Genomic DNA, 24,705 nt, shown 5'->3' on the forward strand with positions numbered 1-24,705 from the left:
CCCTCTTTATATCTTATTTTTTGCAAATGCCATAGCGGGCCTGTTCAGATATTGTTCAGGCCTGTTTATGTAAGGAGTTTCATTGTAAGTTTCTTTTCCTAACCTTTTCAGTGTTTTATAGTGAGACACTAAAGCTGCACTAAAAGTAGGACTCTCAATATAGCCAAGATTAAATTCGGCTGCGGTTTGCTTTACAATTGCACCGATAGCAGGGTAGTGGATATGGCATACTTTTGGAAAAAGATGATGCTCTATCTGTCTGTTCAGTCCACCACATAAAAAGCCCGTCACCTTGCAGTCTACCGCAAAGTTTGCCGTAGTTTGCAGTTGATGTACGGCCCAGGCCTCCTCAATATTTCCTTCCTCGTTAGGAAAAGGAAAACTCGTACCCTCTACAACGTGTGCGAGCTGGAAAACCAGTCCCAATACAAGTCCTTGTGAAAATTGCATCACCAAAAAGCCAACTACAAATTGCCACCAGCTAATGTTCATCACCAATAATGGAAGTACAATAAAGAGGAAATAGTAAATTCCTTTATAGAAGAACAATTTAAAGTATTCTATCCTAGGGTGTGAAGAAACATGCTCTCCAATCTTTTTCTGAAAGAATTTTTTATAATCTTTCCTGAAAACCCAGGAAAGCATGGCGAAGCTGTACAGCACAAAGGCATAGTAATGTTGGTAGCTTTGTACCTTATTAACGGTTTCTGATTCTGAGAAACGAATTAATCCGGGGGCAACATCAATGTCCTCATCATGTCCTGCTATATTGGTATAAGTATGGTGAACAATATTATGACAGATGTTCCAAACATACGGACTGGCACCAATCAGGTTAAAAACAAAGCTGAAAAACTTGTTGATAGTCGGATTTGCAGAGTACGATTTGTGGATGGCATCATGGCATACGTTAAAGCCTACAAAAGCGCCAAACGTACCTAATATGGCACATAGTACAAGTGTAACCGCTGCATTAAAACCACCCAGAAGGACCATTAGATAAACAGCAACTAAACCCGTAAGGAAGAAGAGGGTTTTGAACCACATGGCCCGATTTGCATGTATTGAAATATTATTGTCCGTAAAATAAGCATCTACCCTTTTCCGCACTGTCACGTAAAATGTCGAACTATTGACATTCTTGAACCTAACCTTTTTTCTCATAAATTATTGTATTCCTCGGGCAGTGTTATGTCCCTTTTTTGATTCGGCTAATGTAACATAATTATAACGTACCCAAGATTAGCATATTGTTATTGTTTAGGTTCGTTATATGATTATTTAGCTGTTAAATCTAAATACGTTTGTATTTTCGATTATATTTACCCTAAATTAATAGTTCTCTATCAATAATTATCTAAACATAGATGCAGAACATCAATATTAAGCAGTTGGCCAAAGCGCTGAACCTGTCTACTTCAACAGTGTCCAGGGCTTTTAGGGATAATAGCGATATCAATAAGGAAACTAAGGAAAGAATACTTTCTAAGGCAAAGGAATTTAATTATCAGCCTAATCATTACGCAAGTAATCTTAGAGAGCAGCGGAGTAAAACGATTGCAGTGATTGTTCCGGAGCTGGGCAATAATTTTTTCTCGCAAGCAATACATGGTATTGAACGGGTTGCGCGTGAAAAGGGGTATCATATTCTGATCTATGCTACGGATGACGTGTATGAAAAGGAAGTTTCATTTATTCAGCACCTCCATAATGGCCGTGCCGACGGGATCATCATGTCGGTATCGGGTGAGGCAAATGACCATAATTATTTGAACGAACTAACGCAAAAGCGTCTGCCACTGGTATTTTTCGATAGAGTTTATGAGGATATCATTACGCCAAGGGTGATTACCAATGATTATGATAGCAGCTTTTCTGCTACCCAGCACCTAATCAAGCAAGGCTGTAAGCGCATTGCTTACCTGGTTATCAATAAGAATCTCTCTATCGGTAAATTTAGGATGCAGGGCTATATAGATGCTTTGTTGAAATATAATATCCCCTATGATGACCGTCTTGTGGTTGATTGTACAAACAGCTACTCCAAAAATAACGTAATATTGAAGCAAATGCTGACGGAATTAAAACCGGATGGGGTTTTTACTTCTGTGGAAAGATTGGCCTTTGCTACTTATTATGCTTGTTATGATTTGAATATCTCTGTGCCGGATCAACTAAAAGTAATCGGCTTTTCAAGTTTGGAGATTGCTCCATTATTAAATCCTTCGTTAACAACAATTACCCAGCCTGCTACCAAGATCGGAATAGAAGCTGCGAACCTTTTATTTAAGATGCTGGAGAACCCAGAATCTGTAGATCCAAACGAGAAGATCGTGCTAAATTCTAAGTTGATTAAAAGACGGTCAACAGAGCTAAGTTAAGGGGCTAAAAAGACGTCTAAAATCTTTAAAATTTCGAGTCAAAAAAGAGGGCTTTTTTGGGCCTCAAAAACAGCCTGTTTTGAAAAAAAAAACTGAAGGTTTTGCGATTTCACGCAGAATTTGTCTTCCTTTTTTTGAAGGGCCTATCAAAAAGTGTTGATAAGTCCGGGAACGATCCCGGGATCGTTCCCGGAAAAGCGAAGAAAAACACACGACTTCAGTTGTCAGGGTGGTTGTGCTTTTTTAGTTTGTAACTATTTGTTTTTAAGCTATTTATTTGTTTTTAAGCTAGTTTTTATAGAAGTCTTATTGCAAATTTTCATGCCTGATTTGGAGGTTTAGGAATATAAAATATGGTGTTAAAAATAAATTTGATATAAAATTTTGAATTGTCGTTTCCGACTGTAAATTTACCATAAGTGTTACATACACTTAACGTTAACCAAATATTACACCTTAAAAACGAGTTTAAATATGAAAGTATTTTACCTAAAAAAGCATTACCTTTTGGTGCTTTTGGTTTTGATAGCACTTGGGGCAAATGCCCAGACCGGCTCGCTGGTTGGAAAGGTACTAGACGAAGCCGGACTACCCTTACCGGGAGCATCTGTACAGATCAAAAGTTTAAGTAAAAACACCCTTACCAACGCAGATGGTACTTACAAGATTGTTGGATTAAGTAATGGGACAGTATCGCTGTTGATCAGCTATGTTGGTTACCAGCCTAAACAAGAATCTGTAAAGATAAACGGCAGTACAGTTGCTAATTTTAGTTTGAAACCTGAAGACCAGAGTTTAAACGAAGTTGTGGTGGTGGGTTACGGTACACAAACCAGACGTGAAGTAACCGGCTCTATCTCTAAAGTAACTGGAGATAAACTAACGGCTATCCCCACCCCCAGTTTCGAAGCTGGTTTGCAAGGACAGGCTCCTGGTGTTCAGGTAACAACGGGTAGCGGATTGGCTGGTAGCGGTTCAATCATCAGGATCCGAGGCATTGGCTCAATTTCGGCTGGTGGAGACCCCTTGTATGTGATAGATGGTATTCCCATCACTTCCGACCCATTTATTGGTGGAAATCGTGGTGGTATGAATCAAAACCCATTGGCAACGATCAATGCGAACGATATTGAATCCGTAGAGGTATTGAAAGATGCCGGTGCTGCAGGTATATACGGTTCGCGTGGTGCAAATGGGGTAATTTTAGTAACTACAAAAAGAGGGAAGTTGGGTAGGCCAACCTTTAACTTATCGACCAAATACGGTGTAAGTACTTATGCCAACAAACCTAAGTTTGTTAATGGACCAGAATGGTTACAATTGCGTCAGGAAGCATGGACTAATGATGGAAATATTGGATTGGCGCCTTTACCAGGTGGTTTAACCTGGGCACAGGCTGAGCAAAATAATACAGATTGGTGGGGCTTAGTTACTCAAACTGGCCATCTTAACGATCAGAGTGTTTCCTTTAGTCAGGGAACGGAGAAAATAAAAAGCTTTATCTCTGCTAATTATAGCAATAATGAAAGCTTTTTGAAAGGGAATGCTTACGAACGTTATGGTTTCCGTTCAAATTTTGATATTAAGCCTACTTCTTATTTTACAACAAGTATCAATGTTGGATATGATAGAGGAACCAACAAAAGGGTAAATGCTGCCTGGGGTGGTGGATTGGGAGAGGCCATGTCAACTGCTTTGCCTATTTATCCCGCTTTTAATCCAGATGGATCTTACTATAACAATGCAGCAAATCCTTTGAAAAATGTTGATCTGTTGGATTGGAAAACTGTGACTGATAGGTTAATCGCAGGGGTTACATTCGAATTGAAACCGGTTAAGAACTTAAGTATTAAAGCAATTGCCAATATGGATAACATGGATGTGAAGGAGAACCAATATCAGCCTGCTATCCTTAGAAACCAAAGCTCTGGTTATGCAAATGCATGGCCTGTAAAAGTATTGAACCACACATTTACCGGGACGGTAAATTATGATCTGGAATTCAGTAATAAACATAAATTGTCTTTCCTTGTTGGAGCAGAGAATCAAGAGAGCTATCGCAATTTATACAAAGACGGTATTTACGGTGATGCAAATGGCCCTTTTAATAAAGATACACAGAGTTACGATAAAGCATTGGCTGATCAAATCAAAGCTAATTCTTTGAACTATGTATTGGGGGCTGATAGAAACACTTTCGCTTCTTTATTTTCAAGAATCAACTATTCATACGACAATAAGTACTACTTACAAGTTCTAGCCAGAAGGGATGGATCTTCTAAATTTGGTCCAAACAATAAGTATGGATTTTTCCCTGCTGCCTCAGCTTCATGGTACATCAGTCAGGAAAACTTCTTAAGTGACAGTAAAGTGATCTCAAATTTAAAACTGAGAACAAGTTATGGTGTAGTAGGTAGCTCAAATTTCCCTTCCGGTCAATATTATTCTATTTTTTATCAGGGTAAATCATATAACGGAAATGGCACCGTGGCCCCGGACAACGTAGAAAATCCTGGATTAAAATGGGAAGAGGGGCGTAATTTTGATATAGGGCTTGATTTCGGCTTATTCAATAACAGAATTAGTGGGGAGTTTTCTTATTACCACAAAAAAACTAAAGGCGCGCTATTGGATGGCGGTATTTCGCCTTCAACTGGTTTCTTAAGGGGCTGGGTTAACGTTGGCGAAATCCTAAACGAAGGGGTAGAGCTGAGCTTGAATACGATAAATATTCAATCTGATAATTTTAAATGGATCACCAGATTAAATATTTCTAAAAATAGAAATGAAGTGGTTAGCCTTGGTGATTTTTCTGCTGATGCTGTACGCGGCGGAACAAATGATACCAGAATTTCCATTGGCTATCCATTGGGTGTAAACTATTTGGTGCGTTATAAAGGTGTTGATCCGGCTGACGGCTTACCAATCTGGTTAAACAAGGATGGTTATGAAACAAAAACTTTCTCATTAGACGATCGTATAAATACCGGTCAGGTATTGCCAGACTATGTAGGTGGCTTAACGAATACCTTTAGTTATAAAGGTTTTGAGCTAAACACGCTATTCACCTTCGCTATTGGTGGTAACCTTTATGATGGTTCTGCTAAACGCCAGTTAGGTATTGTAACGGACTGGAACATCCGTTCAGATATCTCTGATCGCTGGCAAAAACCTGGTGACATTGCTAAGTTTCCTCGTTTAACGATGAGCACGGGAACTTATCCTGGCTTATCAAGCGAATGGCAGTATAATTCGACCATGTTCCTGTACGATGCCACTTTTGTGAGGTTGAGAGAAGTGACACTCGCTTATAACCTACCAGCTAGCTTTGCTAATAAATTGAGGCTGCAAACTTTAAAGATTTTTGCATCAGGCATGAACCTACTAACCTTTAGTAAATATCCAGGAGGTGACCCAGAGGTGGCCAGAGATTTTGAAAACAATCAGGATAGAAACATGAGTCCGAATGTAACATACCTGACTACACCACAGCAAAAAAGTGTGTCGGTTGGGTTATCTACTTCATTTTAATTGTTGACCATAATAGATAAGAAGATGAAATTCAATTATAAAAATATTTTAAAAACGGTTGCCGTACTTGCTGTACTCGCAGGTACCGGAACAGGATGTAAGAAATATCTTGACGCACCACCACAGGATGCGTTAAATAAAGAGCAAGCTATAGGAGATGAAGCTGGGTTAACTCAGGTGATGAATTCTGCTTATCAGGTTGTAGGTGGAGATGCGATGTTTGGTGGGAAAATCCAAGCCGTGAATGAAATGATGGCGGACCAACTAAATGGCACCAATTTGAGTGGCGATTTTGGTGAGTTTTACGGGCGTAAATCATCCATTTTTGGTGACTATAAGCGGGATATGTATGTAGGAATGTATCAGGGTGTTTATCGCGCTAATTTAGTGTTGGAGAACTTAGATAAAGCTACAACCACTAAAGATAACATCGAAGGTCAGGCAAAATTTGTAAGAGCGCTTGTTCACTTTGAAGTGGTTAAGTTGTTTGCTCAGCCTTGGGGTTTTACCGCAGATAATTCTCACCTGGGTATTACAATTAGGTTAAGTACTGCAGTAGTTACCAAAAATAGGTCAACGGTCAAACAAGTTTATGATCAGATTATTACTGATTTAAAAGATGCAGAAAACAAACTGCCAGATGTAAATAATGGGTTGCCAACAAAATGGGCTGCTAAGGGTTTACTCGCAAAAGTATACTTTCAGATGAACGATTTTCAAAATGCTTACAATTACGCAAATCAGGTTATTGAAAGTAAGAAGTTTACGCTTGATGCAACTTATGCAGCTCGTTTCACTGAAACAGGATCAACAGAGAGTATATTTCAGATGATTAGTACCAGGGGAGCTTTTGAACCGGGCGCAGAATTAAGAAATCAATTCCGTTCAGACAATGGGCTACCAAATATGAGGTTTACAACTGCGTTTTATGCCATGGTAAACACGCCAAATGATGTTAGAAAAACACTATTTGATGTGGTTAAGTATCCAGGGAATATCGTGATTACGAAATACAACAAAGACAGGTTTAATGTTCCGGTGATTTACCTCACACAAATGAAGTTAATCAGAGCTGAGGCTGCGGCAGAAAACAATGCCAATCTACCAGTGGCCATTCAGGATATCAATGACATTATGAATAGGGCATATGCTGGTACCAAGAGTATCCCAGTTGGATCGACCCCTGCCTTTATCATTACTAATGCTCGCTTTGAACGCGGTTTGGAACTAGCTGGAGAGGGCAACAGACTTTCGGAGATTAAACGGATTGGAGCTAAGGGCGAGAATATTGATAAACGGGGTTCAGTTTGGAACTGTCCAGGCTTTATTCTCCAATTCCCTCAGGAAGAAATGGGTACGAATGTAAATTTCCAACGCAATCCTGAAGGCAACTGTTTTTAATCCTAAATTTTAAAAGATAAACGTATGAAACGTATTCAATATATTCTATTCGCCATCTGTATCTTCTCGATATGGAGCTGTAAACCGGAAGAGTTTCCACCGATAGGCGAACCACAAAATGTTGTGAAATCTATTCAAGGTACCTGGGGCTTAACTAAAGTGACACAAATTGATCAAGATGCTACCACAAAGGGCTTCCCTTACAAACAAATAGACATCACATCGGTGTACCCATATACCGACCTGGTTATTGCTTTTATGGGCGATGCACAAGGCAACCCATCTACTTTTACTATCACCTCAGGCAATTCACCCAAAATCGCTGACTTAACTTCAGGTAATTGGACGGTTGATGATGTAAAAGTGCCGACTACTATTTCGTTAAAAAATGGTACGGTAACTAACAGCTTAAGCATAGGTTCTTATGTAAGCCTGAAATCGGGTAAGCTATTGATAAAAAGAGATAAAAAGTTGAATGGGAAAGTAATCCTGTCTTATCAGTACGAATTCACTAAAAAGTAAGCAGATCATGAAAAAGATATTATTATTAATTATATGCTGTTTTGGTGCAATATGGGCATCTGGACAATCAAAAGTCACTTTTAGCCCTGCAACATTTACTTCCGAAGATGAGGTGACCATTACACTTGATGTAACTGGAAGTCCATTGGAGGGGGCTAATGATGTTTATATCTGGGCATTTTCTAATGATGGCGTAGGTGGCGGTAAGGATGCCAGTACAAATGGGCAATGGGGTGCTTCATCTCCAAATGCAAAAATGACTAAAACAGCGACCAATATATTCACCTTTAAGTTTACAGGGACTGTCCTTTTTGGTCAAAGTCCTGCTGAGCTGATTAATTTCGGCTTCCTTGGGAAAAGTGTAGATGGATCAAAACAAACACCCGATTATAAACCATTTAAGTTTGATCCACTCGTGTTTACGGCATCGCAGTTTAGACTATTCCCGGCAAAATTGGATAATACGGATATGGCTACAGTTTACTTTCATCAAAACCTGGCTACGGATATTAATCTGCAAAGGATGACTAACATAAAGGTGAATCTTAGCTTTTATAATGAGGCCAATAACGTAGTGGGGTCGAAACAAGGTATTGCAGCAGTAAAGGAGTCAACGATTCTATTCTCTTATTCTTTTATACCCGACAGAGTGATCACTGTTCCTGCCGGAACTAAGCTAGCTAAGTTTACTTATCAGTTTAGTGGCACTGTAAAAGATGCAGCGGGGCTCGATGTGTCAACTAGCGGCCCAGTAATAGAAGTGGTTTATACGGTGTTCAATTAATCTAAAGGCAATGAAATACAAAATATTATATACACTCCTTGTGCTTGTAGCATTTGCTTTTGGGTGTAAAGAAACAACTTTTGATGAGGCATCAAAGGGAGAGGCATTAGGTGCCTTTACTGCAACTGCACCAGCTAACAATACCATGTTGGTACTCAATTCGGCAACACCGGGTAAAACTATAGTAATTAGTTGGACAGCGGCCAAGCCAGGTGTAAATACTGCACCTACTTACAAATGGGTTGTTGCTTTAAAATCAGGCGCAATCGATCAACCGATCCTTGAATTTCCTTCAGATAATGGTGGCAAAGCGGCTACGCTTACTTTAACTCAGAAACAACTGGATGATGCATTGAAAGCAAAAGGTATAGCCGATGGAGCTAAGGCCGATTTGATTTGGCGGGTAATTGCCGATAATGGTTCCTTAAAAGTAAATGGAGAAACCTTTAATATTTCGGTAACCAGGTTTGGCGATGGGGTATCAAATTTTATACTATATGGCCCGGTTTCGAGTGCAAATGTGACTACTATCAATCCGATCTTAACCGCCCAGTCGTTGAATTTTAAATGGCAAAAATCTTTTGCAGGAAAAGTAGGTGCCAATGTCACTTATAAGGTGAAATTCATTAAGCCAGACGGTAGTTTTACAACTCCATTGTTTGAATTTACATCGAACAATAGCGGTCTGGATTCTAATTTATCCGTAAGCTATAAGGATTTTGATGCCAAGCTCACAGCTGCAGGCTTTGCAGATCAATCGGCTATTGCGACCTTAAAATGGAGTGTAGAGGCTAGTTCGGGTACATTTACTAAATTCTCTGATTATACAAATGACATTTCTGTACTGAGGGATGTGAGTTTGTTTATGGTTGGAGATGCTTCCGAGTTTGGCTGGGACAATGGTAACCCAACCCATATGTTCCGTGATGCGACCAATAGGGGAGCTTATATATATACTGGTTATTTGAATGTAGGCGACTTTAAATTTATTACTGTTGTTGGCAGTTGGGAGACCCAATATGGCAATAATGGAAGCAATGGTGTAGCGCTAAAAGCTAAAGGATCTGATCCTGATCCCGGAACTTATCATGTAGCAACGGCAGGCTTTTATACGGTGAAGATTGATATCAATGCCTTAACTTTTTCTATTGCTCCATATAGTGTTGCGGGTGCAACAACTTATGCTTCTATTGGAATTATAGGAAACTTTAATGATTGGGCTGATATCACAGCAATGAGCAAAAGTTCTTTTAACTCACATATCTGGGTAATTACGCAAACCATCGCTGCAAATACGGAGATGAAATTCAGGATTGCTTCCGGTTGGGATGTAAACTGGGGCGTAGCAGCAAATGCAGATGCTAAATATGGTAAGACAACTATAAACGCAGGCAACTTGAGTGTAAAGGCCGGGACTTATAAAATCCTATTCAACGATTTGACCGGAGATTATATATTCTATAACAAGTAAATTTTTAGCAGTTGCCAAAATGAGAAAATTATTTATTGCATTGTTTTTTAGTCTTTTGGCTTCCTGGTCACAAGCACAGCAGTTGGAGCGTATAGAACCCATGTTTTGGTGGGCTGGGATGAACAACCCTAAACTACAACTGCTGGTGCACGGGATTGACATTTCTACAATGGATGTGCGGTTGGACTACCCAGGTGTTAAGTTGGTAAAGGTAAATAAGGTGGAGAACCCCAATTACCTTTTTATTGATCTTGAAATCGCTACGGATGTGAAGGCTGGCAAATTCCCGATTGTATTTGCAAATAAGCAGAAAAAGAAGCTGCAATATATCTATGAGCTTAAAAACAGAGAAACTGGGCCTTCCCGAATACAAGGGGTAAGCAACAAGGATTTGATTTACCTGCTGATGCCGGATCGCTTTGCAAATGGAGATGTCAAAAATGATGTGGTAAAGGGAATGCGGGAAACGAAATTGAACCGAGATTCGATGTACTATCGTCATGGAGGGGATATTCTGGGGTTGATCAATAAGCTTGATTATTTGAAGGATTTGGGTGTAACCGCAATATGGATGACTCCGGAAATTGAAAATGATATGCCATTGGTTTCTTATCATGGCTATGCCGCAACGGATCATTATAAGATTGATCCGCGTTATGGTACACTAGCACTTTATAAAACCTATGTAGATAAAGCCCATGAGAAGGGGTTAAAAATTGTAAAGGATATTGTGCACAATCACATGGGTACAGGGCATTGGCTCTATACGGATATGCCTATGAAAGATTGGGTAAATCAATGGCCTGCTTACACACAAACTAGCTATCGTGATGAGCCGGTAATGGATCCACATACTTCCGAAGCCGATAAAAAGAAAATGCTTGACGGCTGGTTTGTACCTAGTATGCCCGATTTTAATCAAAGAAATCCGTATGTACAGAATTACCTTACCCAAAATCACATTTGGTGGGTAGAATATGCCGGGATTGACGGATTGAGATTAGATACTTATCCTTACAATGATCCTGACTATATGAAAGACTGGGCGCAGAAGATTAAAGCCGAGTTTCCAACACTTTCCATTTTTGGCGAAACACTGGTACATACCGCTGCGGCGCAAGCCTTTTTTACCGGTGGAAATACCGTAAACCGTGGTTTTGATACGGAGTTGCCTGGTATTACCGATGCGGTTATCAAGAATGCCATTTATGAAGCTTTGAATGGAAAATCGGGTTGGACGGATGGTGTATTTAGATTGTATTCAACTGTTGCACAGGATTTCCTTTATCAAGATGCAGATCGAAATGTAGTGTTTTTAGATAATCACGACATGAGTAGGTTTTATTCCATGGTAAATGAGGATCTGAATAAGTTTAAGTCAGGTATGGCTTTGCTGTTGACCATGAGGGGCATCCCACAATTGTACTACGGTACGGAGATCCTGATGAAGAACTACTCTAATCCTGATGGTTTGGTACGCTCCGATTTTCCGGGAGGATGGGTAGGAGATCAATCGGATAAGTTTACTGCTGCCGGTCGAACGGCACAGGAAAATGACGCCTTCAACTTTGTTAAAACATTGGCGAATTACCGTAAAAATAATACAGCCCTACAAACCGGTAAGCTGATGCAATTTGTGCCAGAAAATGGCCTGTACACTTATTTCAGGTATCAAGCTGGGGGTAGCACGAGCGCTAATGGTGCTAAAACGGTAATGATAATTGTTAATGTCGATGATGCCGCCAAAAGCTTAGAGACTGCAAGGTTTGCAGAACGCATGGCAAATGCATCATCAGCAACTAATGTCATCACTGGCGAAAAATTAAATACGTTAAAAACGATCGCTGTACCGGCCAAAACAACGCTGGTACTTGAATTAAATTAAATGAAGAATACAACACAACATATTGCTTGCATATTTGATCTGGATGGGGTTCTGGTTGATACCGCCGTATACCATTATCAGGCTTGGAAGCAACTGGCAAACTCCTTAGGCTTTGATTTTGCCCATGCTCAAAATGAGCAATTGAAAGGTATAAGCCGGATGCATTCGCTCGATAAGATTCTTAAATGGGGCGGGGTAGAAAAGTCTGAAGCAGAAAAGGAAGCCTTGGCTACACTAAAAAATTCATGGTATGTAGCCATGATCAGTAAAATGACGGAGGCTGAAGTATTACCTGGCTCCTTAAAGCTATTGCAGGATTTAAAAGACCAGGGGATTAAAATAGCGTTGGGATCGGCCAGTAAAAACTCTGGGTTGATTTTGGAACGCACTAACCTGGCTCATTTTTTTGATGCTATTGTAGATGGGAATACAGTAAGCGCCTCTAAGCCAGATCCAGAAGTGTTTGTGAAAGCTGCGGAATTGTTGGGTGCCTTGAACAAAGACTGTGTAGTTTTTGAAGATGCTCAGGCTGGGGTGCAGGCTGCTATTGCCGCCGGAATGGCCATTGTAGGAATTGGTAATGCCGAAAATTTGCAAGGTGCACAGCTGGTTATTAATGACCTCTCGGAAATTACAATTGCCGAAATCTCGGCTTTGAAAAAATAAGGAATAGAAAAAGGATAATGTATGTAGCCGCTTTAGCGGTGCAATGCTAGAGCAGTATAAAGATGAAGAATTACATAAAAGCAGACGAGTGGAATATTATTGAGGAAGGTTTTGATCCTCACTTAAATAAAATATCGGAAAGTCTGTTCAGTATTGGCAATGGTCGTATAGGTCAGCGTGCTAATTTTGAAGAGGCATATACCGGAGAAACTTTACAGGGAAATTATGTAGCAGGTGTTTATTATCCCGATAAAACGCGTGTGGGTTGGTGGAAGAATGGCTATCCCGAGTACTTTGCTAAAGTATTGAATGCGACAAATTGGATAGGAATCGACATCGATATTGACGGTGAAAAGTTAGACCTGTTTAAATGTGAGGTGCTCGAATTTAAACGGGTATTGAACATGAAAGAAGGGACACTAAGCCGGACTTTTACGGCGAGGCTTAGCAGTGGAAAGGTAGTTAAAGTTGATGCTATTCGTTTTTGTAGCATCGCCGATGATGAGTTGGCAGCTTTACATTACAGCATAAGCGCGCTTAACTTTGAAGGTATAATCACCGTTACCTCTTTTATTGATGGTGATATAAAGAACCAGGATGCGAACTATGATGAGAAATTTTGGAATGAAGTAGCGCAGCATCAGGAAAATGACACTGATTACCTCACTTTGCAGACTAAAAAGACTGAGTTTGATGTTTGCACAGCAAGTCGTACAACCGTACTTTTTAATGGCGTAGCACAAAGCTCGCAAGCTGTATTAGGCGATAAATATCTTGCACGGACAACCGTAATACCGGTTAAGCAAGGTGAAACTATTCATATTTATAAAATAGTAACCAACCTGTCTTCTCTCAATTACGATAAAAGTGATTTGTTGAGGCTTGCTAAGGTTAAAATAGAAACAGCAAGTACAAAGGGCTTTGATGAGTTGTTGAAAGATCATGCTGCGGCATGGGCTGCAAAATGGGAAGAAAGCGATATCATCGTTGAAGGGGATATTGCGGCTCAACAGGCCATTAGATTCAATATATTTCAGCTTAACCAAACTTATACAGGTAAGGATGCTCGTTTAAATATTGGACCAAAAGGCTTTACAGGAGAGAAATATGGAGGTTCTACCTATTGGGACACTGAGGCTTATTGTATTCCTTTTTATTTATCTACGGCCCCCGAGGAGGTGGCAAAGAACTTATTGGTTTATCGTTACAAACATTTGGATAAGGCAATTGAGAATGCTGAAAAGCTAGGCTTTAAAAATGGGGCTGCATTGTATCCAATGGTAACGATGAATGGTGAGGAATGCCATAACGAATGGGAAATTACTTTTGAGGAGATTCATAGAAACGGAGCGATAGCTTTTGCGATATTCAATTATATCAGATATACAGGGGACGAAAATTATCTGGCTCAATATGGTTTGGAGGTATTAATCGGAATTGCCCGCTTCTGGAAGCAACGCGTAAACTGGAGTGAGGATAAGCAGAAATATGTAATGTTGGGGGTAACCGGTCCCAATGAATACGAAAACAACATCAATAACAACTGGTATACGAATAAGCTAGCTGCATGGTGTTTAAAATATACCATTGAAGCTGCCGATATGGTAAAGCGTCTGGATCCGGAAAAGTATAAAACCATACAGAAAAAAACGAAACTGGTAGAAGCAAAGGAGTTTGGCGACTGGAAGACTGTTGCTGATCAAATGTATTATCCTTACCATGAAAAAGAAGGTGTATTTCTTCAGCAAGATGGTTTTATGGATAAGGAACAGATACTAGTGAAAGATTTGCCTGCTGAGGAGCGACCGTTGAACCAGAAGTGGAGTTGGGATAGGATCTTGCGCTCTGGCTTTATTAAGCAGGCAGATGTATTGCAAGGCATGTACTTTTTTGAAGATGAATATGATCTGGAGACATTGCGGAAGAACTTTAGTTTTTACGAAAGTAGGACCGTGCATGAGAGTTCTTTATCTCCCTGCGTACATAGTATTTTGGCGGCAAAGCTAAGCGATGAAGAGAAGGCATATGAATTTTATCTTCGTACAGCCCGTTTGGATTTAGATGATTATAACAACGATACCGAAGATGGATTGCACATTACTTCGATGGCAGGTACCTGGATGAGTATTGTTGAAGGTTTTGCAGGGATGCGGGTGTGCAATGGACAGCTGTGTTTTAATCCTTTTTTACCTAAAGCATGGGACTCTTTTTCTTTTAGTATCGGCTTTAGAGGTGTTCAATTAAAAGTAAAAATCAGTTCTAAGCAGATTTGGATTATAAATAATTCTGTGCAGACATTGGAAATAAGTATATTTAATCGGCTTCATACTGTCTTACCAGGTGAAAAGGCAATTACTTATCACGAGCAACTGGTATGATGACGCTATTAAAAAACATCCCTTTGATTGTATTGACTATTATTGGTGGCCAAACTATAAGTCAGGCCCAAAGTAAACCGATTATTTATCAATTATTGCCGCGGTTGTTTGGCAATAAACAAGAAACACAAATCCCTTATGGCACCATTCAATTAAATGGTAGCGGTAAGTTTAACGATATCAATTCAAAAGCGCTGGATGGAATTAAAGAGCTTGGGGTAACTCATGTTTGGTATACTGGGGTGATTGCTCATGCCAGCATGACGGACTATAGCGCTTTTGGTATTCTTGCTGGTGATGCTGATGTGGTAAAAGGTAGGGCGGGCTCGCCTTATGCCATCAGAGATTACTATGATGTAGACCCCGATCTGGCAGTGGATGTTAAGCACCGCATGGCAGAGTTCGAGGCACTAGTTGCTCGTACGCATGAAAAAGGAATGAAGGTGATCATTGATTTTGTACCCAATCATGTTGCCCGAAATTACCATTCTTTAGCTAAACCTAAAGGGGTAGTGGATTTTGGCGCCAGCGACGATGTTACACAGCGGTTTAGTGCTACTAACGACTATTATTATATTCCTGATGAACAGTTTATCGTTCCTGGACATATAGATAAAAACGATTCTTTATATACTTTAAAAGACTTCAAGTTTGCCGAAATGCCTGCTAAGGCTACTGGAAACAACGTGTTTTCTAAAGCTCCGTCTGAAAACGACTGGTATGAAACCATAAAATTAAATTATGGGGTAGATTATGTAAATGGAGAAAAAAAGTATTTTGATCCGATGCCTCCGGTGTGGTTAAAAATGCGTGATATTTTATTATACTGGGCCGCAAAGGGCGTAGATGGTTTCCGTTGTGATATGGCAGAAATGGTCCCCGTTGAGTTTTGGGAATGGGTAATTCCTGAAGTAAAGGCTAAATATCCAGCGCTTATATTTATAGGTGAGGCTTACAATTCGGCCGTATACGCAACATATTTAAATAAGGGACATTTTGATTATCTGTATGATAAGGTTGGTTTATATGATGGTTTAAAAAGGCTGATCAGAAATGAGCAAAATGCAGATGTGAAAGATATTAGTAAGGTTTGGCAAGTAGAAACGGCTGGTTTTCGCGACAGGATGTTGCGCTTTCTGGAAAATCATGATGAGGAGCGAATTGCCTCTGCTGGCTTTGCCGGTAACGCTTTTTATGCACTTCCGGCCATGGTGGTATCGGCTACTTTATCTGGTGGACCGGTGATGTTGTATTTTGGACAGGAGGTAGCTGAGCCCGGTAAAGGTGTAGAAGGTTTTGGTAGTGATGACAACCGGACAACAATATTTGATTATTGGGGTGTGCCCGAGCATCAGAAATGGATGAATCACGGTGCTTTTAACGGCGGCTTGTTGAGTAAAGAGCAGGTTGCTTTACGTGAGTACTACAAGAAACTAATGGGTATTGCCGCAACTTCTGATGCGATCAGGAACGGCCAGATTTATGAAGTTCCTGTTTCAGGAAATATGAATAACAGGATGTACGGTTATATCCGCTATAATGGTAACCAAAGGTTGCTGATTATGGTAAACTTCGACCGTAACCAAACTTTGGAAGGGCGTATAGAGATTCCGGAGGAGATTCTTAAGGTTAAATCCTGGGCACCAGTTACAGAATTGTTGACCAATCAGAAGTTGAATATCCCTGCTGGCCCAAGTATCCAAGTAAAAATAGCACCTGTTTCGGCACAGATTATAGAATTTTAAAACAAATAAATGAGCTTAAAAACATTAACCGAAAACCCGAAGCTAAGTTTAGTTCAGATCATTAATATGAGTGTCGGATTTTTCGGTATTCAATTTGGATGGGACTTACAACGCGCCAACATGGGACGTATTTATGAAAACCTGGGTGCTAATCCAGATCAGGTTCCATTGTTGTTTTTGGCGGCGCCCTTAACGGGGTTGCTTGTTCAGCCTATAATTGGCTATTTAAGCGATAGAACCTGGCATCCCAAATGGGGCAGAAGAAGGCCATATTTTATGGTGGGTGCCATCATTAGTTCTATTGCACTAATTTTTATGCCGCATAGCAGTGCCTTATGGATGGCTGCGGGATTACTCTGGATTTTAGATGTTGCAGGGAATGTAGCTATGGAGCCTTTTCGGGCCTTTGTTACCGATAAACTACCCGATTCGCAGGTGAACAGGGGCTTTATTATGCAGAGTATGATGATTGGGTTAGGGGGAAGTATTGCATCGGCCTTGCCCTGGCTAATGAACAATGTTTTTCATTTAAGCAATACAGCAGCACAAGGGAGTATCCCCGAAAATGTAAAGTTCTCTTTTTATATTGGTGCTTTCTTCTTTCTGGCAGCCGTCCTTTATACCGTTTTTACCACTAAAGAATATCCACCCGCCGATGTAGATTTTAAGGAAAAGGTTTTAGAAAGTAATAAGGGCTTTGGTGGAGGTGCAAAAGAGATTTGGCATTCTTTATTGAATATGCCTAAAAGGATGCAAATTGTATCGCTAGTGCAGTTTTTTACATGGCCAGGTTTGTTTTTAATGTGGTTTTATTATACTACTGCTGTTGCTGTAAATGTATTTGGCGGTAAAGATGCCAGTGACCCGGTGTATGCCCACGGTGCTGATTTTGGCAGTTTAACATTGGCTTATTATAGTGTGATTACCTTTTTATTTGCTTTGGTTTTGCCCAAAATAGCAGATAAACTGGGGCGTAAAACCACACATGCATTATGCCTGCTGTGTGGGGCAATGGGCTTAATCAGTGTTGCCTGGGTACATGATAAAAACATGCTTTATTTATGTATGACAGGGGTAGGCATAGCTTGGGCTAGTATTTTATCTATGCCGTATGCTATGCTCAGCGGATCATTACCAAAGGATAAAATAGGAATCTACATGGGGATCTTTAATTTCTTTATTGTACTGCCAGAGATCATTGCCTCATTGGGTTTTGGTTGGTTAATGCGGGAGGTGCTGCATAATGACAGGCTTTTGGCTGTGCAGTTGGGCGGCGGATTAATGGTAATTGCCGCTGTTATTTGTTATGTTTTTATCAGAGAACCCCGAAAAACCGATCAGGTTTTAGCGGATAAACTTGCTATAGAAGGACGAGATCAATAAAACTTAAACCATAAGCTTATGAAAAGGATTTATTTCCTGTTACTGATTTTATCGGTATTGGCCACTGCATGCAAAAAAGGAAAGGTTAGCCCCGAGCCAGTAGTCCCGGTTATACCAGTAATACCTGTTAATCCGGCTGATCCCGGTTTGCCCACTGCGGCAAAGGATGGTGTTGTATTTATCAACAATGGTACGTCGGCTATTGTAACCCTATATGCGCCATTTAAAAAATCGGTGGCTTTAATTGGTGAATTTAATGATTGGAAAGGCGCGGCTATGAAAAATACCCCGGATGGAAATATCTGGTGGCTGCAGTTAGATAATCTGAATCCTAATACTGAGTATGCTTACCAGTTTTTGGTGGATGATGATTTAAAAATTGCCGATCCATATTGCGAAAAGATTCTGGATCCGATTGATGATATTCATATTGATAACAACACTTATTCGGGTTTAAAGGCTTACCCTGTTGGTAAAACTACAGGTATTGTAAGTGTAATGCAGGCCAATCAACCAGTATATACCTGGAAAAACTCGGCAGGTTTTACCAGACCAGCGAAAAATAACCTTGTGATTTATGAGTTGTTGATCAGGGATTTTACAGCAGAGCATAATTATGCTTCGACACTGCAAAAGCTAGATTATTTGGTCGGATTGGGTATAAATGCAATTGAGTTGATGCCTGTGAATGAGTTTGAAGGGAATTTGAGCTGGGGTTATAATCCTTCATTCTATTTTGCTCCGGATAAATATTATGGTACAAAAACAGCCCTTCAAGGTTTTATAGACGAATGTCATGGTCGGGGAGTAGCAGTTATTCTGGACATGGTGCTAAACCATTCTTTTGGACAGTCGCCCATGGTGCAACTTTATTTTGACAAGCCTTCGGGTAAGCCATTCGCTATCAGTCCATGGTTTAACACAAATTCCAACACTCATCCTTATAATGTAGGTTATGATTTTAACCATGAAAGCGCGGCCACAAAAACCTTTGCGAAAAATGTGATGAAGTTTTGGATGCAACAATATAAAATCGACGGGTTCCGTTTTGACTTATCGAAGGGCTTTACTCAAAAATTATCATCTGACGATGCCTCATTTAGTGCTTATGATGCGAGTAGGGTAGCGATATGGAAAGACTATAACAATTACATAAAAAGTATTGATGCCAATAACTTTTATGTGATACTAGAGCATTTTTCCGATGCAACGGAAGAAAAGGTTTTGGCTGATGATGGTATGATGCTTTGGAACGGTTTAAACGTAAATATGAATGAAGGTATGATGGGCTGGCTAGCCAATTCTGATTTCTCTTGGGCATTTTTTGCAAAACACGGTTTTGGGAAGTCAGAAAATCTGCTGAACTTTATTGAAAGCCACGATGAGGAACGCACCATGTTTAAAAATCTAGCTTTTGGCAATGCGTCTGGAAGTTATGATGTGAAAAACTTTGCTGTTGCACTGAAAAGGGAAGAAATGGCCGCAGCATTTCTCTTTGCAATACCAGGGCCCAAAATGATCTGGCAGTTTGAAGAATTAGGCTATGACATTAGTATAAACTATAATGGCAGAACGGGCAATAAACCTATCCATTGGGAGTATTTTCAGCAAACGGAACGCAAAGCATTGTATAATGCTTATGCAAAATTCATCAACCTGAAAAAGAAGAACGGTATTTTCAGTTCAGCCGATGCAACTTATAATTTGTCGGCCGGAGTTAAGTATATTAAGCTAATAGAGTCCAACAATACAGTTGTAGTTGTGGGAAATTTCGATGTGAGTAGCAAAGATGCTAATGTAGACTTTGGTGCTTCGGGCATATGGTATGATGCCGTAACCGGGACAACAATGACCTTAACAGGGAATACGTACAACAAAACGTTGGCACCGGGTGAGTACCACATCTACAGTAGAACAGCGCTGAACGCCGGTTGAAATAAATAACGTTTTTAAAATAAAATGTCTATTTTTACAGCCCGATTATGGAACAGATAAAAACATCATTTGATTTTGAAAAGCCTATTGCTGAGCTAGCCCAGCAAATTGAGAAGGTTAAACAAGTTGCCGATAAAACCAAAGTAGATATGTCTGCTACCTTAACTGAGCTTGAACAAAAGTTGGAGAAAACCCAGCAATCATTATATAGCAACCTTACAGGTTGGCAAAAAGTTCAAATGTCTCGTCACGCTGAGCGACCACAAACTTTGGATTATATCAGCATGATTTGCGATGATTTCATCGAGATGCATGGCGACAGAACAGTTAAAGATGATAAAGCGATTATAGGTGGTTTTGCAACAATTAATGGCGAGACTGTAATGATCATTGGTCATCAAAAAGGCAAGAACACTAAAGAAAGACAATACCGCAATTTTGGTATGGCCAATCCTGAAGGTTATAGAAAAGCGCTTCGCTTAATGCGTTTAGCAGAGAAATTCAATAAACCTGTGATTTCTTTCATCGATACCATGGGTGCTTACCCTGGCTTAGAGGCTGAAGAACGCGGACAAGGGGAAGCTATTGCACGTAATTTGCTTGAAATGTCTGTTCTAAGAGTTCCTATTCTTTGCTTTGTAGTGGGCGAAGGTGCATCTGGTGGTGCATTAGGAATTGGTATAGGTGATAAAGTATATATGTTGGAGCACACCTGGTATTCTGTGATCTCTCCTGAATCTTGCTCGTCTATTTTATGGCGTAGCTGGGATTTCAAAGAGCGTGCGGCAGAATGCTTAAAATTAACTTCTGATGATATGTTTAGAAATAAACTTATTGATGGAATTATTAAAGAACCGCTAGGTGGTGCACATCAAAACCCTGAGTTAATGGCACAGACTGTGAAAGATCAGATTATAAAGGATCTTGCAGTGCTTAAAAAAGAAAAGACAGACAAGATGATTGCTACAAGGATTGATAAATTCTGTGCAATGGGTGTTGTCAATGAAGGATAAAACTCGCATTCTGTTCTCCGTCTGCATTAATTTGCCCAGAAGAAGGGCAAACAAACGCTAGGCCGGTTCACAGAAAACTCGTTTTTACCGAACTATAGCATGATGCCAACAACAAAATAGGCCTGCAATCAAATTGCAGGCCTATTTTGTTGTTGGCATCATGCTATAGTTATTCAGTGCTTATAATTAAGCACTGAATAAAGTTGGGTTACATTATTGCCCAGCGGCAAAGTATGGCGAGAACCTTGCTTCAAGCCCTTCAAATTGATGGTTTAAGCTTTCGCTCAGTTTTGTTTGCTGGTGCTGTGTTGCTGTTTTAGACATCTGATTTAGGAACGATAGACCCAATTGGACATTCTGTCCGCCAACAAATTTACGTTTGCTCTCAGAAACATCAGCCAGGTAAGTAAGTTCCTTTTGAATGTATGCTGCAGACTTTTCAATTAAAGCATTTGCTCTTTTAGCATCGCCTAATAGGTATAGGTTTTCTGCCATGAAATAGGTGCCCATCATAGAACGCATTCCGTAGAAACGCTCAGGCATTACTTCAAAATAGCGGTTTACAACTTTCTTAGCATCTTCAGTTTTACCTTCTTTGATTAAGCCAGAGATGGTATTGTTGAATACGTTGGTGAAGATCGAGATGTCATCTGATGATTGAGGATCAAGGTACTTTGCATTCTTGATGTTGCCCCATACAAACTTATCCATTACGTTTTTGTAAAGAACAGGTGTGTTGATCAGCTCTGCTCTATTTTCCGATGTATCTGCTTTTAATGGCAACAGACGCAAGGCTAAGCCTTCGTTGTATAAATAGTTGTCGAGACCATTATATTGATCTGAAGGTACTGTACTGGCAAAATAAATAGGTCTTTTCCAGTTGTTGTGTACCAGGATATCAAAGAAAGCCAATGTGCCTTTAGTTACATAGTTTTTATTAAATGTCCACTCCAATGCAGGAGCAATTTTACTCGAATCAGCTGGGCTTACAACGCCATTTTTAATTACGTCGGCTTTATTTATTGTAAGTTTAAAATTCTTGGTAGGGATAAAGTTCTCTCTGGTTCCATCTTGTAGTGGAAGTTTGTCTTCAGCATCATCTGATAAAAGGATAGCAAGAATATTACTTAACTCTACAGCACCAGCAACTTTATAATCCTGGTAATACATTACATCTCTAACACCTTGTACATATTGAGAAGGCTTCATGGTTATAGGCAGAGGTGCAGATTCGTTTTGCAATTTTCTTGTTCCATTGATATACCAGTCGGTGTCAAACAAACTTAAGTTAACCAGTTTAATATCCGGTCTGATGTTTTCTACCTCTTGTGCGTACCATAATGGGTAAGTATCGTTATCACCATAAGTAAATAGGATGGCGTTAGGCGCGCAGGATTGCAGGTAATCGACTGCAATGTCGTGAGCTACCATTTTGCTCGAACGATCGTGATCATCCCAGCCTTGGGCACCCATAATAATCGGTGCGGCAAATAAGCCCGTGATAGTAGCTAATACTGCTCCGGTTGCGGGTGTTAATTTTTTAAACAACCACTCGCGGATGGCTAAGACCCCTAGACCTATCCAAATGGCAAAGGCATAGAAGGACCCGGTATAGGCGTAATCTCTTTCACGAGGTTCAAGCGGCTTTTGATTCAGGTAAAGCACAATGGCCAGACCGGTGAAGAAAAACAACAAGGCAACAATACCTGCGTCTTTTTGATTTCTTTTAAAGTGCCATATCGCGCCCAGTAAACCCAATATTAGTGGAAGGAAGAAGAAGCGGTTGTAAGCATTACTTTCGACGATAGATGGTGGAAGGTTCTTCTGATCACCAAGCATCATGGCGTCAATAGGTTTAACACCACTTAACCATTGCCCTTCGTATAAACTTCCTTGTCCCTGATCGTCATTCTGACGGCCTACAAAGTTCCACATAAAGTAGCGCATATACATTTGGCCAACCTGGTATCTGAAAAGGAAACCAATGTTATCAAATAAGCTTGGAAAATGCTCATCATCAAAGCCCATCATATCTTTATAATAAGAAACATGGCGTTGTTCGTCGCTATACATCCTTGGGAAAGGAGTAGTTTTGTCGTATTCGTACTCCGTCTTTTTACCGGCAACCTCATACTTGTCATCACCTTTTCTATATAAGGTTTTACCTTGAGTAAGGTTAACTTTTTGTGAGTTGTAGTTAGGGCCAAATAATAATGGTCTGTCGCCATATTGCTCCCTGTTTAAATAGCTTAGGAATGAAAAGGCATTTTCAGGATCACTGTTGTTTAGGTTAGGGCTAGCTTTTGCACGGATAACGATCATGGCAAACGAGCAATAACCAAATATGATGAGTACGGTTGATAGCAATGCTAAGTTTAAAACTTTTTTCTGGTGTTTGATAGAGTAACGGATTCCCCATACTAAACCAGCTATTACTAATATGGCAAAGAATAGTACACCTGTTCCAAAACCCAATCCTAATGTGTTGACGAAGAATAAATCAAAATATGCACCGAATGAAACCAGGTATTGTATGATTCCATACTGTATAACAGCAAGAATAAGTATGCCTATGACTCCTGTTTTAATAATTCCTGCAGTAGTGGGCTTATCTGTCTTTTTAAAGTAGTAGACAAAAGCGATGGCTGGAATGGTTAATAAGTTCAATAAGTGGATACCTATTGATAAACCCATAATGTAAGCTATAAATAGCAACCATCTGTCGGCACGTGGCTCATCTGCTACAGCTTCCCATTTTAAGATACCCCAGAAAACGATGGCTGTAAATAAAGATGATAAAGCATATACTTCAGATTCAACTGCAGAGAACCAGAAACTATCTGAGAAAGTATAGGCTAATGCACCAACTGCTCCAGCTCCCATAATGGATATCAAATTACCCTTAGAGATTTCTTCGTTTTCTTTAATCAGTACTTTCTTAGCTAAAGCTGTGATGGTCCAGAATAAGAATAATATGGTGGCGCCACTGGCAATGGCCGAGCCCACATTCATAAAATAAGCAACCTTCTCAACATCGCCAAAAGCGAAAAGAGAGAAGAATCTTTGAATCATTAAAAACAATGGAGCACCTGGTTGATGCACCACCTGCATCTTAAAAGCAGAAGCTATAAACTCACCGCAATCCCAAAAACTTACAGATGGTTCTAATGTTAAAATATAAGTTACAGTGGCTATAAGAAAGCAAAGCCAGCCGGTAAGATTATTAATTTTTGAATAATTCATTTTTTTATTGAATAGTTAATGTGTTATATGAGGCGATTAAAATGCAGCCGAAAATAAAGAATAAGATTGATACTAACGCAATCTATGAAAGAGTTTAACATTTTTTAGTAACTCTTGACTCCATCATTGGACTCAGGGCAGTGGAACTGTTCCTGGACTGTCCAAGGATAGTTTTATCTGAGTTCATATTTAATACTACTTAAGTAAATAGTAAATCCATATTTTACTATAAATATATGGACTCACCATGGACTTAACATGGACTTACTATGGACTTGGTATACACAATGTCTTAGCCCTATAGGGAATAGAGAACCACACCTTCCTTACTCTTTCTCGTTTTGAATAGGCTGTATATATAGCTTGT

At 39.9% G+C, this 24,705-nt stretch carries 15 protein-coding genes; 13 read left to right on the forward strand and 2 right to left on the reverse strand.

Annotated features, from left to right (window positions below):
• Positions 1 to 6: 6 nt before the first annotated feature.
• Positions 7 to 1,164 (reverse strand): fatty acid desaturase family protein, encoded by a 1,158-nt coding sequence (locus tag FBD94_RS11055; protein WP_136880256.1) that lies wholly within the window; start codon positions 1,162 to 1,164, stop codon positions 7 to 9.
• Between the two features lie 203 nt (positions 1,165 to 1,367).
• Here FBD94_RS11055 and FBD94_RS11060 point away from each other — a divergent pair, with 203 nt between their 5' ends.
• The 13 genes from FBD94_RS11060 (at position 1,368) to FBD94_RS11120 (ending at position 21,095) form a co-directional block, all read left to right on the forward strand.
• Entirely contained in the window at positions 1,368 to 2,381 is a 1,014-nt protein-coding gene (locus FBD94_RS11060) for a LacI family DNA-binding transcriptional regulator (RefSeq protein ID WP_136880257.1), read from the forward strand.
• 474 nt (positions 2,382 to 2,855) lie between these two features.
• Positions 2,856 to 5,912 carry a SusC/RagA family TonB-linked outer membrane protein gene (locus FBD94_RS11065; RefSeq protein ID WP_136880258.1) on the forward strand — a complete coding sequence of 1,019 codons (3,057 nt, stop codon included), beginning with the start codon at positions 2,856 to 2,858 and terminating at the stop codon, positions 5,910 to 5,912.
• A gap of 24 nt (positions 5,913 to 5,936) precedes the next feature.
• Entirely contained in the window at positions 5,937 to 7,313 is a 1,377-nt protein-coding gene (locus FBD94_RS11070) for a RagB/SusD family nutrient uptake outer membrane protein (RefSeq protein ID WP_136880259.1), read from the forward strand.
• A gap of 24 nt (positions 7,314 to 7,337) precedes the next feature.
• Positions 7,338 to 7,835 (forward strand): DUF5004 domain-containing protein, encoded by a 498-nt coding sequence (locus FBD94_RS11075; protein WP_131610020.1) that lies wholly within the window; start codon positions 7,338 to 7,340, stop codon positions 7,833 to 7,835.
• 7 nt (positions 7,836 to 7,842) lie between these two features.
• Complete coding sequence (locus FBD94_RS11080; RefSeq protein ID WP_131610019.1) at positions 7,843 to 8,619, forward strand: hypothetical protein; 777 nt, start codon at positions 7,843 to 7,845, stop codon at positions 8,617 to 8,619.
• A 10-nt stretch (positions 8,620 to 8,629) separates the two neighbouring features.
• A complete protein-coding gene (locus FBD94_RS11085; protein WP_131610018.1) occupies positions 8,630 to 10,090 on the forward strand; it encodes a SusF/SusE family outer membrane protein in 1,461 nt (486 codons plus the stop codon).
• Between the two features lie 19 nt (positions 10,091 to 10,109).
• Positions 10,110 to 11,975, forward strand: a complete 1,866-nt coding sequence (locus FBD94_RS11090) for a glycoside hydrolase family 13 protein (protein ID WP_136880260.1) — start codon at positions 10,110 to 10,112, stop codon at positions 11,973 to 11,975.
• Positions 11,976 to 12,641, forward strand: coding sequence for a beta-phosphoglucomutase (pgmB, locus tag FBD94_RS11095; RefSeq protein ID WP_131610016.1), 666 nt, complete (start codon positions 11,976 to 11,978; stop codon positions 12,639 to 12,641). It begins immediately after the preceding gene.
• Between the two features lie 62 nt (positions 12,642 to 12,703).
• The gene (locus FBD94_RS11100) at positions 12,704 to 15,019 is read left to right on the forward strand and encodes a glycoside hydrolase family 65 protein (RefSeq protein ID WP_131610015.1); all 2,316 of its coding nucleotides are present in this window, start codon (positions 12,704 to 12,706) and stop codon (positions 15,017 to 15,019) included.
• Positions 15,016 to 16,764: an alpha-amylase family protein gene (locus FBD94_RS11105; RefSeq protein WP_131610014.1), complete on the forward strand. Its 1,749-nt coding sequence runs from the start codon at positions 15,016 to 15,018 to the stop codon at positions 16,762 to 16,764. The genes FBD94_RS11100 and FBD94_RS11105 overlap by 4 nt, the downstream gene beginning before the upstream one ends.
• Positions 16,765 to 16,773: 9 nt before the next feature.
• Entirely contained in the window at positions 16,774 to 18,147 is a 1,374-nt protein-coding gene (locus FBD94_RS11110; protein ID WP_136880261.1) for an MFS transporter, read from the forward strand.
• Between the two features lie 18 nt (positions 18,148 to 18,165).
• A complete protein-coding gene (locus FBD94_RS11115) occupies positions 18,166 to 20,082 on the forward strand; it encodes an alpha-amylase family glycosyl hydrolase (protein WP_136880262.1) in 1,917 nt (638 codons plus the stop codon).
• Between the two features lie 47 nt (positions 20,083 to 20,129).
• Positions 20,130 to 21,095 carry an acetyl-CoA carboxylase carboxyltransferase subunit alpha gene (locus tag FBD94_RS11120; protein ID WP_131610011.1) on the forward strand — a complete coding sequence of 322 codons (966 nt, stop codon included), beginning with the start codon at positions 20,130 to 20,132 and terminating at the stop codon, positions 21,093 to 21,095.
• Positions 21,096 to 21,308: 213 nt separating this feature from the next.
• On the opposite strand, the gene FBD94_RS11125 is transcribed toward FBD94_RS11120, so the two are convergent.
• Positions 21,309 to 24,338 carry a glycosyltransferase family 117 protein gene (locus tag FBD94_RS11125; RefSeq protein ID WP_136880263.1) on the reverse strand — a complete coding sequence of 1,010 codons (3,030 nt, stop codon included), beginning with the start codon at positions 24,336 to 24,338 and terminating at the stop codon, positions 21,309 to 21,311.
• Positions 24,339 to 24,705 lie beyond the last annotated feature (367 nt).

This window comes from Pedobacter hiemivivus (assembly GCF_005144565.1).
Taxonomy (GTDB): Bacteria; Bacteroidota; Bacteroidia; order Sphingobacteriales; family Sphingobacteriaceae; genus Pedobacter; species Pedobacter hiemivivus.